The organism is Streptomyces sp. NPDC096339 (assembly GCF_044762985.1).
GTDB lineage: Bacteria > Actinomycetota > Actinomycetes > Streptomycetales > Streptomycetaceae > Streptomyces.
On the sequence record NZ_JBIWFI010000036.1, the window covers coordinates 61,884 to 76,787 of the forward strand.

Here is a 14,904-nt window from a genome sequence, read left to right on the forward strand (position 1 = left end):
GGGTGTGTCATGGTGGATCGGTGCCGACCACCGTATCGCTGCCGGACGACTGGCCCGCACACCCGGACCGGTCGCTGTCACTCAACCGCATGGGCAGTTTCGACTGGGACCTGATCACGGGTCTCATGCACATGGACGAAGCCGCCCTCGACGTCTTCGACACGACCCCGGACGCATACGACGGCCGGCCCGAGTCCCTCTCCCCGCGCGTACCGCCCGACGAGGGGGCCCGGCTCGACGCCCTGGTCTCCTCCGCCCTCAAAAGCGGCGTGGACAGCTACGGCGCCTACTTCCGCATCCGCTGCCACGACGGACGGCTGCGCTGGACACACACCCAGGGCCGCGTCATGCGCGGCCAGGACGGGCGCCCGTACCGGATCATCGGCATCGTGCGGGACGCCACCGAGGAGCTCAGCCACTCCGCGGAGCGGCTCGGCCTCGACGAGGAACGGCGCCGGCAGACCTCCGTGGTGGAGTCCACCACCGCGGCCCTCGCCCACGCCCGTACCGTCCAGGACGTCATCGACGCCCTCGGCGACGCCCACGGCCTGGAACGGCTCGGCTCGATGGGCATGGTGATGGGCCTCGTCGAGGCGGGCCGGATCCACCTCGTCGCCGAGGGCCCCGAAGGCAGCTTCGTCCCCGGAACCCGGTACACCCGCGTGGACGAGCAGTATCCGATGAGCGAGGTCGTCCGCTCGCTCCAGCCGCGGTTCCTCGACTCGGCGCAGGAGTTCGCCGAGGACTACCCCGGGCTCTGGGCGAAGATCTCGTACATGGACATCTCGGCGGCCGCGTACCTGCCGCTGATCGCCCAGGCCAGGCCCATCGGCGCGATCGGCCTCCTCTACCAGGACAAGGACGGCTTCACCCAGGACGAGCGCAACCTGCTCGTGGCGCTGGGGAGCAGCATCGCGCAGAGCCTCCAGCGGGCCATGCTGCTGGAGCAGGAGCACGACCTGGCGGAGGGCCTGCAGCAGGCGATGCTGCCGCGCCGGATCCCGTCGGTGCCGGGCGGCGAGATCGCGGTCCGCTACCGCTCCGCCCGAATGGGCCAGGACATCGGCGGCGACTGGTACGACGTCATCCCGCTGCCGGGCGGCCGGGTCGGCGCGGTCATCGGCGACGTCCAGGGCCACGACACGCACGCGGCGGCGGTGATGGGCCAGCTCCGGATCGTGCTGCGCGCGTACGCGGCGGAGGGGCACTCGCCGGGGACGGTGATGGCGCGCGCCTCCGTCTTCCTGCACGAACTGGACACCGACCGCTTCGCGACCTGCACGTACGTGGAGGCCGACCTCTCGACGGGCGTGCTCCAGCTCGTACGGGCCGGCCACATCGACCCGCTGCTGCGCACCTCGGACGGGGAGTGCCGGCGCCTCCCGGTGAGCGGCGGGATGCCGCTCGGGCTCTCCGTGGAGTTCGGCCGGCTCGAATACCCGGTGACCACGGTGGAACTGGACCCGGGAGAAACGCTCCTGCTGTGCACGGACGGCCTGGTGGAACAGCCCGGCGCAGACCTCGACGACGGGATCCGGCTGCTGACCTCGCTGGTCCGGCGCGGCCCCGGAGACCTCCAGCGGCTGGCGGACCTGCTGTGCGGTGTCATCGACGAACGCGGCGGCGACGACGACATGGCGCTGCTCCTGCTGCGCCGCCACGCGCCGACGACCCCCGGGGGCGGGGGCCGCCTGCAGCAGCACGTGGCGCCGGGCGACCCCGAGGCGCTGGTCGCCGCGCGGCACATGATCGGTGCGGCGGTGCGCGCCTGGGGCGCGCGGGAACGGGCCGACGAGATCGAGCTCGTCGCGGACGAGCTCATCGTGAACGCGCTGATGCACACGGACGGCCCGGCCATCGTGACGCTCAGGGTCCTCGAGGGCCCGCAACGCCGGCTCCGCGTGGAAGTGGAAGACCGCTCCAGCGCCCTGCCGAGGCGCCGGGAGGCGGGGGAGGCGGGGGTGTCGGGGAGGGGCCTGATGCTGGTGGACCGGCTGGCGGACGTGTGGGGGGTGGAGCCGAGGGGCAGCGGCAAGTGCGTGTGGTGCGAGTTCGTGATGGGCTGACCGGTCCCCTGCGGGTCCCGTGCCGGACTGCAGGTGGACGTCGGCCGCGGGCCGTGTGCGCGGGGCTCGGCCCCGGACCCCGCGCCTCAAACGCCGGGGAGGCTGGATTCTTCCCCTGCCCTCGGTCGCGTGCGACCGGATGACGCACAGGGCAATTCCAGCCCGCCCGGCGTTCGAGGGCCGGGGTCCGGGGCGGAGCCCCGGGTTCGGGAAGGGGCGGGGTGGGGGAGCGGCCCCGCGCAGCGGCACCCGGCACCCGGCAGGCACCCGGCACCCGGCTCGCGCTCCGGGCGGAGCGACGGCAGGCTGGTGGCATGCCCGAGCTGCCCGAGGTCGAGGCCCTGCGGGAGTACCTCGACGCGCACCTGCCCGGCCGGACGGTCGAGCGCGTCCATCCGCTCGCCGTCAGCGTGCTCAAGACGTACGACCCGCCCCTGAGCGCGCTCGAAGGGCAGCCGGCCGCCGGCACCGCCCGCTTCGGCAAGTTCCTGGCCGTACGGATCGGGGAACTCCACCTCGTCACCCACCTGGCCCGCGCCGGCTGGCTGCGCTGGCACGAGACCCTGCCCGCCGCACCGCCGCGCCCGGGCAAGGGGCCGCTCGCGCTGCGCGTCGTACTGGAGGGAGGCGGCGGGTTCGACCTCACCGAGGCGGGGACGCAGAAGCGTCTCGCCGTGTACGTGGTGCGCGATCCCCAGGAGGTGCCCGGTATCGCCCGCCTCGGACCCGATCCGCTGGCCGAGGACTTCGACCGGGACGCATTCGCCGCCCTGCTGGAGGGGGAGCGGCGGCAGATCAAGGGAGTGTTGAGGGACCAGAGCGTGATCGCGGGCATCGGGAACGCCTACAGCGACGAGATCCTGCACCGGGCGAAGGTCTCTCCGTTCAAACTGGCCGCGTCCTTCGGGGAGGAGCAGATCACCCTGCTCCACGCGGCCGTGCGGGACACCCTGCGCGAGGCGGTCGCGCGGGCGCACGGGGTGGCGGCGGGCGAGCTGAAGGCGGAGAAGAAGAGCGGCCTGCGGGTGCACGGACGGGCCGGGGAGGCGTGTCCGGTGTGCGGGGACGCCGTCCGCTCGGTGTCCTTCGCCGATTCCTCGCTGGAGTACTGCCCCACCTGCCAGACCGGGGGCAAGCCGCTGGCCGACCGGCGGCTCTCGCGCCTCCTCAAATAGCCCCGCGCTGCGTAGACTCCGGCACCATGCCCGAGGAGCAGCAGTCGCCGCCCCGGCGTGAGGTCGTCACCGGGGTGCCCCGCGGCGATCGGCGCCGGCCGCCCGCGCACGCCCCGGCACGCTCGGAGATCTCCGAGCAGACCACCCTCGGGGCCACCTACGTACGGGCTCTGATGCGCAGCCAGCTACGGGCCGGACTGGGCGCGCTGGCCGCGCTCGGTCTGCTGGTCGGTTCGCTGCCGCTGGTGTTCGTACTGCCGAGCGGGGGCCCGCGGACCCTGGTCTGGCCGGCGCTCGGCGTTCTGGTGTACCCGGTGATGTGGTTCGTCGCCCGCTGGTACGTCACCCGGGCCGAGCGCAACGAGGCCGATTTCACCGGCCTGGTGATGGATCCCGCCGAACGCTCCCCGGACCGCTAGGGTCTGTCGTCACATTCCCGTCGTCGCCCGGAGGGCGGCCCCGCGTCGTCTGGTGCGTGCTCTCGGCGTGCCGGGTGGAAGCCCTCGTACTGGACGTACTTGGCTTTCGCCCGGTGCGGCGAGAGCGCGTGCCAGGCGTCGCGGGGCAGACGGGAATGTGACGACAGGCCCCAGGGTCTGTCGTCAGCCGCGGGAGCCGAGTCGGGCCTCCAGGCCGTCGAGGATGGCCTCCACGCCGAACTCGAACTTCTCGGCGGCCAGTACGGCGGGGTCCGCGGCCTGCCGCTCCTCCATGCGGGCGCGGAGCCGCGGGTACTGCGACGCGATGTCCCGCGCCCACTCGGCGACGCTCGGAGGCGGTCCCTCGTCGCCCTTGCCTCGGGGGACCTGGGCCTCGGCGATCGTCGCCTGGGAGGCGTCGGCGAGCAGGGTGCCGGCCACGAAGGTGAAGGAGGTGTTCACGGCGCAGTCGAGTTCCCGGCCGGTGAACCCGGCCGCCTCGTAGATCGCGTACGAGTGCTCCTGGAAGCCGGCCATCCCGGGGCCGTAGACGAAGTGCGTGCTGATGGCGGGTACCAGCCACGGGTGGCGCCTGCCGAGCGCGTACGTGTCGTGCACCAGCGCGCGGGCCGCGGCGCGCCAGCCGACGACGGCCGGGTCGGGGAAGTCCAGTTCGCCCCACACCTCGTCGGCCGCGAGGACCACGAGGCTCTCCTTGCTGCCGACGTGCCAGTACATCGCGGTCGCCGCCGAGCCCATCCGCTGTCCGAGGCGGCGCATGCTCAGGCCGTCGATGCCCTCGCTGTCGAGGAGGCCGACGGCGGCCCGGACGATCTGGTCACGGCTCAAGGTCTCACGCGGCATGGCCACAGCGTAGCCCAACGGCTTGCACAGTGTTCAACAAGGGGGTTGCGCCATGGATGAAGGTTCTTTTACGGTGTGCAAGTCATCGAGTTGAACACTGTAAAAGGAGCTCTCGTGGATACGTCGACCGAAGCGCGGCGGACCTGGCACCGCCCGCTCATGGCCTGCGCGGCCCTGATGTCAGGCCTCGTGCTCCTCTGTGGCATCGCCATGGCCGTGGACGGGCGGACCCTGCTGGGCGAGTCGGTGTGGGCCAAGCCGATGAAGTTCGGCTTCGCCTTCGCCCTCTACAGCGGCACGCTGGCCTGGCTGCTGAGCGAGCTCAGGAGGGGGAAGCGCCTCGCGTGGTGGGCGGGCACCGTCTTCGCGATGGCCACGACCGCCGAGGTCGGAGCCATCACCGTGCAGGCGGCGCGCGGCACGATCAGCCACTTCAACGCCGACCGGAGCGACCCGATCACCCTGGCCCTCGTGCCGGTCCTCACCCTCGGCGTGATGGTCATCGTCATCGCGCAGCTGGTCGTCGGCATCGTCGTGCTCGTCCAGCGCACCGGCGGCAGGGATCTGAACCGGGCGATCCGCGCCGGCATCGGCCTCGCCACCGCGGGCATGCTCATCCCGGTGTACTGGATGGTGACGGGGATCCACGAGCGCACCGTCACCGACGCCAACGGCCACGGGATCCCGATGTACCAGGGCCACGGCATCGGAGACCCCGACGGACACGGCATGCCCGTCACCAACTGGAGCGTCACCGGAGGGGACTTCCGGGTCCCGCACTTCTTCGCCCTGCACGGCATCCAGGTCCTGCTCGTGCTCACCGCCCTGCTGATCGCCCTCTCGGCCCGCCACACCTGGCTGCGCGACGAGCGGGTCCGCGCCCGCCTCGTGGGCACCGCCGCGCTCGGCTACGGCGGCCTGGTCGCGATCGTGACCTGGCAGGCCGGCCGGGGCCAGTCCCTCGTGCACCCGGACGCCCCGACCCTCGCGGCCCTCGCCGCGGTGCTGTCGGCAGTCGCCGCGGCGACGGTACGCGTGGTCGTCACCGCCCGGCGCGCCCCGCTCCCCGAGGTCGTGGGCTCCGCGCCTCAGAACAAGTGCATCGCCAAGTGACCGAGCGGCAGGCCGAGTTGCCAGGCCGGGGTCCACACGCGGGCGTTCTCGTCCAGACCCGCCGGGGTGTCGGCGTGGCCGTGCCGGCCGGGGTCGAGGTTGGTGGCGAAGAGTTCGGTGCTGTCGAGCCAGCGCCAGGCCGCCCGGGCCAGCTCCAGATCCGGGTCCTCGCCGCGGTCGCGTTCCCTGGCCTCCTCGCCCAGCGCGAGGAACCGGGTGTGGACCCAGTCGCGCCACGGATGCCCGTACGCCGTCAGCGACAGCCACTCGTCGAGCTGGGAGACGACCCGGATCCCGGACAGCTCGCCGGCGGCGTCCGAGAGGTAGATCGTCAGCGCGAGCGTGTCGCGACCGGCCCGGAATTCCAGCGTGCTGACCGGGATCAGCCGGCCCGTGCGCAGCAGCTCGTCCGCGATGTACTCGGCATAGAGCCATGCCATGGGCACCGCGAGCCCGCCGTCACTGGTGCCGTTCATACCCTCGGGCTGCACCGTTCCACCTTCTCCCACGCGTCCAGCGTCCCGCCGTCGATCCCGAGCCTTCACCCGGCGGCTCGTGGAGCGGGGTATGTTTACTCAACTTGCACGCTCTGGTGCCGAATTCGATGCATTTTCTGTCCGGTCCGCGCACGTTCCAGACGTTCCCCGACCGGGGTCGTCAGGCGCCGAGTCCGTACCCGTACCCTTGCAGGCCCTTCTTGAGGGCGCGCAGAGCGTAGTACGTACGGGATTTCACGGTGCCGGCGGGGATGCCGAGTTCGGCGGCGGCCTCGGCCACGGAACGGTCCCGGAAGTACACCTGCATCAGTACCTCGCGGTGCTCCGGGCCCAGCGAGCCGACCGCGCGGCGGACGTCGATCGCCGTGACCGAGCCGGCCACCGCGTCCTCGGTGGCGGGCGCCTGCTCCAGCCCTTCGGGGTCCACCTCCTGCGGCCGGGACAGCCGGGCCCGCCGCGCGTCGATCGCGAGCCGCCGGGCGACCGTGAACAGCCAGGGCCGCATCGATTCGTGCTCGGTGGACAGGACCTCCGGATGCTGCCAGACCCGTACGAGGGTCTCCTGTACGAGGTCCTCCGCGCGCTGCGCGTCGCCGGCCGTGAGGCCGAGCAGGAATCCGAACAGCGCCCGCCCGTGCTCGCGCTGGAGTTCGGCCAGGGCCTCGGGGGCCGTGTGCCGGCGGGTGGGGGAGAGCTGCACGAGGGGCTCCTTCCGGGGGTGTGGGGGGCCGACGGGGAGGTGAAGGGGAGGCGACCCGTTCACCCTGACCTGCGGCGGGCCGCCTCGGAACCGTCCCGTCCAGTCCGTGCGCCCAAGAGCCCCGCTCCTCCGGTGGGCGGCAGTGCCGGGCGGCGAACGGTCGAACGGCGCGGCGAACGGCAGGGGGCGAAGGCGGCCGCGGGGGTGCCGCGGCGGCGCCGCGGGGGATCCGTATCGGCCATCGGGGTGGGTGCGCGGCAGGCGGACGGATCCGTTCCTTGACTTGGAGCGTCCCGTTATATGGATTGCAGGTGATAAGAAGTCAGATAGTCGTACTAGTGAGAGCTGGGACAGATGACCAAGCCCACCCGGCGAACGGCCGCCCTCCTGTCCGTACTCCTGCTGTCGGCTGCCGCGGCCGGCTGCTCGGGCGCCGGTGGATCCGGGCCGGCCCGCCTCGCGGACACCGGCCGGCCCACACCCTCCAGCGCCGCCGGATCCCCCTCGGCCCAGGGCTTCACCCTCGTCGCGAGCGGCGACGTACTGCCGCACACCTCGGTCATCCAGCGCGCGGCGAACGACGCGGACGGCGAAGGCCACGACTTCAAGCCGATGTTCTCCGGCGTCAAGTCAGTGGTCTCGGCCGCCGACCTCGCCCTCTGCCACATGGAGACCATCTACGGCGAGGAGGGCGGCCCCTTCTCCGGCTACCCCGCCTTCAAATCCCCGCCCGAGGTAGCCGACGCGCTCAAGGCGACCGGCTACGACGGCTGCTCCACGGCCTCGAACCACACCCTCGACGACGGCGCCGACGGACTGCGCCGCACCCTGGACCGCTTCGACAAGGTCGGCCTGAAGCACGCCGGTTCGGCCCGCACGGCAGCCGAGGCGGCCACCGTGACCACCTACAAGGCGGGCTCCGCCAAGGTCGCCCACCTCGCCTACACCTACGACACCAACGGCTACCCGATGCCGGACGGACAGCCGTGGGCGGTCAACCTGATGAAGCAGGACAAGATCATCGCCGATGCCCGGGCCGCCCGGAAGGCCGGCGCGGACGTGGTGCTGGTGAGCGTGCACTGGGGCACGGAATGGCAGACCGAGCCGGACGAGACCCAGCTCTCCCTCGGCAAGGCCCTGACCGCCTCGCAGACCGGGGGCCGCCCCGACATCGACCTGATCCTCGGCACCCACGCGCACATCCCGCAGGCCTACGAGAAGGTCAACGGCACCTGGATCATCTACGGCATGGGCGACCAGGTCGCGGGCGAGATGTTCAACTACAGCGGCGCACGGGACATGCGCGGCAACTACGGATCGATCGGCCGTTTCACCTTCGCGCCGCCGGCCGCGGCCGGGCAGCGCTGGCAGGTCACCAAGGCCGAGTTCGTCCCGCAGATGATGGACCTGTCCACCGGCCGCGTCGTCAACCTCGCCCTCCACTCCGAAGGGGACGAGTACGAGAGCGCCAAGGAGGCCGTCACCGAGGCCGTCCTCGGCCGGGGCGCCGCGAAGGACGGCCTCACCATGGCGAAATGAGGCACCGTTCCGGTGACGACAGACCCTAGGGAACCACCGTCACCGGCCAGCGCCCCGCCTTGACCAGGCGGACCGCCACCGAGCCGACGATGCGGTGGCCCGCCTGCTCGGAAGCGCCGACCACCACCGCGTCCGCCGTCAGCTCCTCCGCCGCGCTCACCAGGCCCGCGTAGGGGTCGCCCCGGAAGGTGTGGAACTCCCAGCGCACCTCGTAGATGCCCTTGAGCCGCTCCGCGGACTCCCGGATCTCGGCGACCAGGCCCTGCGCGATCTCCTCGGTCGTGTCCGCCACCGGCGCGCCCAGCGAGACCCCGGCCGCCAGTACGGGCTGTACGTACACCAGCGCCAGCAGCGCGTTCTGGCGCCGGGCCAGCCCCGCCGCGTAGGCCGCGGCCCGCAGTGAGGACTCCGAGCCGTCGACCCCGGCCAGGATCACCTTCGGGCCGTCGGTACCGCGTTCGAATCCCGTGTTCACGTGCTCCGTCACCCTCCCCACGCTATCCCGCTCGGCGCGCGCACGACCGCGGCCCTCCCTACAGTGCGAACCATGAGTGCCACCGTGGAGGAGACGCGCGGGACCCGGAACCGCTTCCTGAACCGGGTGCCCGACGCATGCGGCGCGTTCTTCGGAACGCTCGGCCTGCTCTGCGCGCTGCTCGCCCTCTCCCCGACGCTGCGGCGGTTCCTGCGGCACGTCGTGCGCTTCCTCGACCTCATCGTCGTCCCGGTCAGCGCGAACCTCGCCTACGCCGTCTTCCTCTTCCTCCTCGCGGCCGCCCTCGGCATGCGCAAGAAGGTCGCCTGGTGGATCGTCATCACCTATTTGGCCCTGCTGGTCCTCGTCGACGTGCTGATCATCGCCGACGGCTACTACTGGATCGGCGTCCCGTCGATGGCCATCGGCGTCGCCGCGATGGCCGTGCTGATCACCGCCCGCCGGGAGTTCTACGCCGCCTCCAGACCCGGCGCCCTGTGGCGGGCCCTGCTCGTGCTCGGGCTCGGTCTGCTCGCCGCCGTACTGGTGGGCTGGGGGCTGGTGGCCCTCTTCCCCGGCACGCTGCCCAAGGGGGAGCGGCTGGACTGGGCCGCCCGGCAGGTCTTCGGCGGGCTCTTCTCCGACCGGCAGTTCGACGGCCGCCCGCCCCGGCCCCTGTACTTCCTGCTCGGCCTCTTCGGCGCCCTGGCCCTGCTGAACGCCGCCGCCACCCTCTTCCGCTCCCAGCGCCTGACCGCCGCCCTGCACGGCGACGAGGAGCCGCGCATCCGCGCACTGCTGGGCGCCTACGGGCGGGGCGACTCCCTCGGCTACTTCGCCACGCGGCGCGACAAAGCCGTCGTCTTCGCCCCCAACGGCAGGGCCGGGGTCACCTACCGCGTCGAGGCCGGGGTCGCCCTGGCCAGCGGCGACCCCGTCGGCGACCCGGCCGCCTGGAGTCCCGCCATCGACGCCTGGCTGGCCGTCGCCCGCCGCTACGGCTGGCAGCCCGCCGTCATGGGCGCCTCCGAGGACGGCGCCAACGCCTACGCCCGCTCCGGCCTCAGCGCCCTCCAGCTCGGCGACGAGGCCATCCTGCACGTCGCCCACTTCGACCTCGACGGCCGCGACATGCGCGTCACCCGCCAGGCCGTCAACCGCGTCAAGCGCGCCGGCGCCACCACCATCATCCGCCGCCACTCCGCCCTCTCCGAGGACGAGATGCACACCATCGTCGACCGGGCCGACCGCTGGCGGGACACCGAGACCGAGCGCGGCTTCTCGATGGCCCTGGACCGGCTCGGCGACCCCGCCGACGGGGACTGCCTGCTCGTGGAGGCCTTCGACGCCAAGGGCGAGCTGATCGCCCTGCTCTCCTTCGTTCCCTGGGGCAAGGACGGCATCTCCCTCGACCTGATGCGCCGCGACCGCTCCGCCCCCAACGGGGTCATGGAGTTCATGGTCGCCGAGCTGTGCGCCGCCGCCCCCGGCCTCGGCGTACGCCGGATCTCCCTCAACTTCGCGGTCTTCCGCTCCGCCTTCGAGGAGGGCGGCCGGATCGGCGCCGGCCCCGTGCTCAAGCTGTGGCGCAGGCTGCTGCTCTTCTTCTCCCGCTGGTGGCAGCTGGAAGCCCTGTACCGCTCGAACGTCAAGTACGGCCCCGAGTGGTACCCGCGCTTCCTCTGCTACCAGGACGCCGGCTCGCTCGCCCGCGTCAGCCTCGCCTCCGGCATTGCCGAGGGCTTCGTCTCCGTACCCAGCATGCGCACCCTGTGGGGCAACGCCCATCACCGGGGCCTCACCGCCCCCGCCACCACCGAGGGGCTGCCCCCCATCGACTCCCTCGGTCTGGACGCGGTGGGGGAGGAGGCCGACCGCGCCGCGGCCGCAGAGCGGCTGCCCGAGCAGGTCCGCGTCCGGCACGCCAAGCTGGACCGCATCCGGGAGTCCGGCACCGACCCCTACCCCGTCGGGATCCGGCCCCGTACGCACACCGTGGCCCAGCTGAAGGCCGCGCACCCCGGATACCCGGCGGGCACCCGCTCCGGGGAACAGGCCACCCTTGCAGGGCGCGTGATGGTCGTACGGGACTTGGGCGGCGTGGTCTTCGCCCTCCTGCGCGACTGGTCCGGGGACGTCCAGCTGATGTTCACCCGCGACGAGACGGGCGCCGGCGTACTGGACTCCTTCACCTCCCAGGTCGACTTCGGGGACCACGTCGTCGTCAGCGGCGAGGCGGCCGCCAGCAAGAGCGGCGAGCTCTCCCTCCTCGTCGACTCCTGGCAGCTCACGGGCAAATGCCTGCGCCCCCTGCCCGACAAGCGCAAGGGCCTCGCCGACCCGGAGGCCCGCGTCCGGCGCCGCTACCTCGACCTCGTCGCGAGCCCCGCCGCGCGCGACGTCGTACGGGCCCGCTCCACCGCCGTCCAGGCGCTGCGGCAGGGGCTGCTCGACCGCGGCTACCTGGAGGTCGAGACCCCGATGCTCCAGCAGATCCACGGCGGCGCCAACGCCCGTCCCTTCCGCACCCACATCAACGCCTACGACCTCGACCTCTACCTGCGCATCGCCCCCGAGCTGTACCTGAAGCGGCTCTGCGTCGGCGGCATGGAGAAGGTCTTCGAGATGGGCCGCACCTTCCGCAACGAGGGCGTCTCCTACAAGCACAACCCCGAGTTCACGATGCTGGAGGCCTACCAGGCCTTCGCCGACTACGACGTGATGCTCGACCTCACCCGCGAGCTGATCCAGGGCGCCGCCACCGCCGCCTTCGGCTCGCCCATCGCCCACAAGGCGGGCCCCGACGGAAAGCTCGTCGTCCACGACATCTCGGGCCCCTGGCCGGTCAAGACCATGTACGGGGCCATCGGCGACGCCCTCGGCGAGGAGGTCGACGCCGACACCGAGGAGCACGTCCTGCGCAGGCTCTGCGACCGGGCCGGCGTACCGCACGCCCCGGAGGACACCCGCGGGGACGTGGTGCTGGAGATGTACGAGCGGCTCGTCGAGGAGCGGACGAAGCTGCCCACCTTCTACAAGGACTTCCCGACCGACGTCTCGCCGCTCACTCGGCAGCACCGCAAGGACCCCAGGCTCGCCGAACGCTGGGACCTCGTCGCCTTCGGCACCGAACTGGGCACCGCCTACTCGGAGCTGACCGACCCCGTCGAGCAGCGGCGCCGGCTCACGGCCCAGTCCCTGCTCGCGGCGGGCGGCGACCCGGAGGCCATGGAACTCGACAACGACTTCCTGGACGCCCTCGAGTACGCGATGCCGCCGACCGGCGGTCTGGGCATCGGTGTGGACCGCCTCGTCATGTTCCTGACGGGCCTGACGATCCGCGAGACGCTCCCGTTCCCCCTGGTGCGGCACGGCTGATCGGGTGGCGGGAAGGGGGCGCGTCCGCGCCTCTCGACATCTGCGGCGGTGTCGTTGATACGTAGTAGTAATGAAAAATGACGAGCCGACAGTAGGGCGTCGTGCGCTCCTGCGCACCGCCGTCTTCCTCGGAGTCGCCGCCGCCTCCGGACTGCTCACCGGGAACGGCGAAACCGGTGCGCCGGGCGCCGGGTCCGGGTCCGGGCCCGGAGGCTCCGCCCCGCTCGCCGGACCGGGCCCGCACCCCGCAGCGGGTGGGCCGCCCGGCATGCGGGCCCAGGAACTCGCCGAGAAGTCCTACCGGCTGCGCCCCATGACCGCCGAGGCCCCCGTCCGGCCGCCGGCCGCCAAACCCGCCGTGCGCACCCGGCCCATCCTGGAACTCCCGGCGGGAGTCGCCACGTCGAACGGCATGGTGCTCACCTTCGACGACGGCCCCGACCCCCGCTACACCCCGGCCATCCTCGATACCCTGGCCCGGTACGGCGTCCGCGCCATGTTCTTCGTCTGCGGGGAGATGGCCACCGAGAACCGGGACCTGCTGCGCAGGATGGCCGACGAGGGCCACGTCATCGGCAACCACACGTGGACGCACCCGCTCATCCCCAAGCTCAGCCGGCCCGCCCTCGCCTCGGAGATCGCCCGCACCAGCGAGGTCGTGCAGAAGGCGGTCGGCGAGGCTCCGCTGTGGTTCCGGGCGCCGTACGGGGCTTGGAACCGGGCCGCCTTCGAGATCGGGGCGGAACTGGGCATGGAGCCGCTCGCCTGGACCGTGGACACCCTGGACTGGAAGGAACCCGGGACCACGACCATCGTCTCCCGGGTCCTGGGCGGCGCCGCGCCCGGCGTGATCGTGCTGTCCCACGACGCGGGCGGCAACCGGTCGCAGAGCGTCCAGGCCATCAACTCGTACCTGCCCCAGTTGCTCGCCAGGGGCTACCGGATGACGCTGCCGGTGCTGCCGCCCCGCTGAGCCGGGCCCGATCGGGCCCGGCCCGGCGGGATCCGGGCCGGTGGAATCCGGGCAGCCGGTGGAATCCGGCCCAGTGGGATCCGGGCCGGCGCGTTCCGGTTCAGCGGGCCTCCACCATCCGGGCGAAGACCACGACGTTGCCGTCGTAGCCCGCCGCCTTGGAGTAGGAGCCGCCGCACGTGATCACCCGGAGTTCCGGGTGCCCGGTGTCCCCGTACACCCGGGCTCCGGGGAACTGGTCCTTCGAGAACACCTCCACGCCGTACACCTCGAACACCGCGGTGCGCCCGTCGTAGCGCTCCACCTCGATGTGGTTGCCCGGCTTGACCGAGCCCAGCCCGTAGAAGACGGCCGGGCCCTGCGCGTTGTCCACGTGGCCCACGATCACCGCCGAGCCGCGCTGCCCCGGCGAGATGCCGTTGAGGTACCAGCCGGCCAGATTGCGGTCCTGGGGCGGCGGGGCGTCGATCCAGCCCTCCGCGTCCAGCCCGACCGTCATCACCGGCGCGTCCACGTTGATCGTGGGAATGCGGATGCGCTGCACCGACGAGTGCTCCAGCACCTCCATGTCCGCGGGCGGCGTCGGCGGGTTCGCCGGCAACTGATCGGCCGTCACCGCGACGGCCGAGGCCGCGGTGGGCTGGGGCGGCCCGTCGCCCATGTCGACACCGTTGCGCACCATGGCGAGGCCGGTGAGCATGACGAGGGCGAGTACGCCCCACGGTGAGCGTTTGCGCGACTGCCCTGTCTCGTCCTCGCCCATCGTTCTCCCTTCCCGACGCGGGGGTCCCGACCCGCGTTCCTGTCCCACCCCTGTACGCCCTGCTTCGTACGCCCTACTTCACGCACGCTAAGGCTGCGTCGACGGGACGGCGAGGGGGGAAGGGCGAACGGGTGGCGCGGCCCGGAAGGGGCCGGAAGGGGTGCGCCCATCCAGGTAATCGTCACATAAATGCCTGACGGGTCGTGACCTGCGGATCCGTCAGCCAAGGCGGCCGCGCTTCGGCGTGTCGCTCAACCGGGCGGCCCAAAGGCGGAAATGCGGAGATTGCGGGCCGCCCCGAGGGTTCGATCAGGGAGGCGTTCTCGTCGATCATCCGGGGCCGACGCTCCGGGGCGCTTCCCGCTGGAGGTTCCACCATGCGTGCTTTCCGCGCTCTCACCGTGACGGCGGCGGCCTTCGCCGCCATCGGCCTCAGTACTCCGTTCGCCTTTGCCAACTCTCCGGCGGGTGGGGGCGGGGGCCCCAGCAACATCTCGGTCAACCCGTACTCCGTGCACCAGGGCGCGACGATGCAGGTGAGTGCCTCGGGTTGCCACCGCGGCGGCGTCGTCACCTCGCCCGGGAACTTCCCCGAGGCCCGGCTGTCCGACGGTTCGATCGGGTTCGCCACCGTCCGGATCTTCAACCACGCCTCACCGGGCCCCCACACGCTGTCGGTCCGGTGCAACGACAACAGCCTGGTCGCCACGCACCGCTTCAACATCCTGGAGGGGCGGCCCTCGCAGGGCGGCCTCGGCGGCTCCATCGGGCCGTCCACCGCCGAGACCGCCATCGGTGCGGGCCTCGTCGGCGCCGCGGCGCTCGGCGCGGGCGCCCACGTGGTGCGCCGTCGCCGTCCCTCGCTCCGCGGCCGGGTCTGACCGGCCACCTCCCCGGTCGTCCCCACCGCCGGTCGCCCCGGGTCCGGGCCAGGACCCGGGG

General features: G+C 72.4%; 13 protein-coding genes. 8 read left to right on the forward strand and 5 right to left on the reverse strand.

The annotated features are described in order from the left end of the window. Window positions 1–2: 2 nt before the first annotated feature. The 3 genes from ACIQ5Y_RS32505 to ACIQ5Y_RS32515 all read left to right on the forward strand — a co-directional run bounded on the left by ACIQ5Y_RS32505 (window position 3) and on the right by ACIQ5Y_RS32515 (window position 3,660). On the forward strand, window positions 3–2,066 hold the full coding sequence (locus tag ACIQ5Y_RS32505) for a SpoIIE family protein phosphatase (RefSeq protein WP_403888616.1): 2,064 nt from the start codon (window positions 3–5) through the stop codon (window positions 2,064–2,066). 314 nt (window positions 2,067–2,380) lie between these two features. Beyond that, a complete protein-coding gene (locus ACIQ5Y_RS32510) occupies window positions 2,381–3,241 on the forward strand; it encodes an Fpg/Nei family DNA glycosylase (RefSeq protein WP_403888619.1) in 861 nt (286 codons plus the stop codon). A gap of 26 nt (window positions 3,242–3,267) precedes the next feature. Further along, window positions 3,268–3,660 (forward strand): hypothetical protein, encoded by a 393-nt coding sequence (locus ACIQ5Y_RS32515; RefSeq protein WP_403888621.1) that lies wholly within the window; start codon window positions 3,268–3,270, stop codon window positions 3,658–3,660. Between the two features lie 183 nt (window positions 3,661–3,843). Here the strand turns inward: ACIQ5Y_RS32515 and ACIQ5Y_RS32520 are convergent, their stop codons facing one another. Continuing rightward, window positions 3,844–4,524 carry a TetR/AcrR family transcriptional regulator gene (locus tag ACIQ5Y_RS32520; RefSeq protein WP_403888624.1) on the reverse strand — a complete coding sequence of 227 codons (681 nt, stop codon included), beginning with the start codon at window positions 4,522–4,524 and terminating at the stop codon, window positions 3,844–3,846. A gap of 114 nt (window positions 4,525–4,638) precedes the next feature. On the opposite strand from ACIQ5Y_RS32520, the gene ACIQ5Y_RS32525 reads away from it, so the two are divergent. Further along, window positions 4,639–5,637 carry a hypothetical protein gene (locus ACIQ5Y_RS32525; protein ID WP_403888627.1) on the forward strand — a complete coding sequence of 333 codons (999 nt, stop codon included), beginning with the start codon at window positions 4,639–4,641 and terminating at the stop codon, window positions 5,635–5,637. Here ACIQ5Y_RS32525 and ACIQ5Y_RS32530 read toward each other — a convergent pair. Next, window positions 5,613–6,113: a hypothetical protein gene (locus tag ACIQ5Y_RS32530; RefSeq protein WP_403888630.1), complete on the reverse strand. Its 501-nt coding sequence runs from the start codon at window positions 6,111–6,113 to the stop codon at window positions 5,613–5,615. The genes ACIQ5Y_RS32525 and ACIQ5Y_RS32530 overlap by 25 nt on opposite strands. Window positions 6,114–6,294: 181 nt before the next feature. Continuing rightward, a complete protein-coding gene (locus tag ACIQ5Y_RS32535) occupies window positions 6,295–6,834 on the reverse strand; it encodes a sigma-70 family RNA polymerase sigma factor (RefSeq protein WP_403888632.1) in 540 nt (179 codons plus the stop codon). Window positions 6,835–7,188: 354 nt separating this feature from the next. Here ACIQ5Y_RS32535 and ACIQ5Y_RS32540 point away from each other — a divergent pair, with 354 nt between their 5' ends. Beyond that, entirely contained in the window at window positions 7,189–8,373 is a 1,185-nt protein-coding gene (locus ACIQ5Y_RS32540; RefSeq protein ID WP_403888634.1) for a CapA family protein, read from the forward strand. A gap of 25 nt (window positions 8,374–8,398) precedes the next feature. Here the strand turns inward: ACIQ5Y_RS32540 and ACIQ5Y_RS32545 are convergent, their stop codons facing one another. Beyond that, the gene (locus ACIQ5Y_RS32545; protein WP_403888637.1) at window positions 8,399–8,860 is read right to left on the reverse strand and encodes a universal stress protein; all 462 of its coding nucleotides are present in this window, start codon (window positions 8,858–8,860) and stop codon (window positions 8,399–8,401) included. A gap of 60 nt (window positions 8,861–8,920) precedes the next feature. Here ACIQ5Y_RS32545 and lysX point away from each other — a divergent pair, with 60 nt between their 5' ends. Then, window positions 8,921–12,226, forward strand: coding sequence for a bifunctional lysylphosphatidylglycerol synthetase/lysine--tRNA ligase LysX (gene lysX / locus ACIQ5Y_RS32550; protein WP_403888640.1), 3,306 nt, complete (start codon window positions 8,921–8,923; stop codon window positions 12,224–12,226). Window positions 12,227–12,296: 70 nt separating this feature from the next. Further along, window positions 12,297–13,199 (forward strand): polysaccharide deacetylase family protein, encoded by a 903-nt coding sequence (locus ACIQ5Y_RS32555; RefSeq protein WP_403888643.1) that lies wholly within the window; start codon window positions 12,297–12,299, stop codon window positions 13,197–13,199. 100 nt (window positions 13,200–13,299) lie between these two features. On the opposite strand, the gene ACIQ5Y_RS32560 is transcribed toward ACIQ5Y_RS32555, so the two are convergent. Then, window positions 13,300–13,962, reverse strand: coding sequence for a class F sortase (locus ACIQ5Y_RS32560; protein WP_403888646.1), 663 nt, complete (start codon window positions 13,960–13,962; stop codon window positions 13,300–13,302). A 377-nt stretch (window positions 13,963–14,339) separates the two neighbouring features. Between ACIQ5Y_RS32560 and ACIQ5Y_RS32565 the strand changes: the two genes are divergently transcribed. After that, window positions 14,340–14,843, forward strand: coding sequence for a hypothetical protein (locus tag ACIQ5Y_RS32565; RefSeq protein ID WP_403888649.1), 504 nt, complete (start codon window positions 14,340–14,342; stop codon window positions 14,841–14,843). Window positions 14,844–14,904: the final 61 nt, after the last annotated feature.

Coding starts and splice junctions, on each gene's coding strand:
- ACIQ5Y_RS32510 (WP_403888619.1), top strand. CDS start 2,381: ATGCCCGAGCTGCCCGAGGTCGAGGCCCTGCGGGAGTACCTCGACGCG.
- ACIQ5Y_RS32515 (WP_403888621.1), top strand. CDS start 3,268: ATGCCCGAGGAGCAGCAGTCGCCGCCCCGGCGTGAGGTCGTCACCGGG.
- ACIQ5Y_RS32520 (WP_403888624.1), bottom strand. CDS start 4,524: ATGCCGCGTGAGACCTTGAGCCGTGACCAGATCGTCCGGGCCGCCGTC.
- ACIQ5Y_RS32530 (WP_403888630.1), bottom strand. CDS start 6,113: ATGAACGGCACCAGTGACGGCGGGCTCGCGGTGCCCATGGCATGGCTC.
- ACIQ5Y_RS32540 (WP_403888634.1), top strand. CDS start 7,189: ATGACCAAGCCCACCCGGCGAACGGCCGCCCTCCTGTCCGTACTCCTG.
- lysX (WP_403888640.1), top strand. CDS start 8,921: ATGAGTGCCACCGTGGAGGAGACGCGCGGGACCCGGAACCGCTTCCTG.
- ACIQ5Y_RS32555 (WP_403888643.1), top strand. CDS start 12,297: ATGAAAAATGACGAGCCGACAGTAGGGCGTCGTGCGCTCCTGCGCACC.
- ACIQ5Y_RS32560 (WP_403888646.1), bottom strand. CDS start 13,962: ATGGGCGAGGACGAGACAGGGCAGTCGCGCAAACGCTCACCGTGGGGC.
- ACIQ5Y_RS32565 (WP_403888649.1), top strand. CDS start 14,340: ATGCGTGCTTTCCGCGCTCTCACCGTGACGGCGGCGGCCTTCGCCGCC.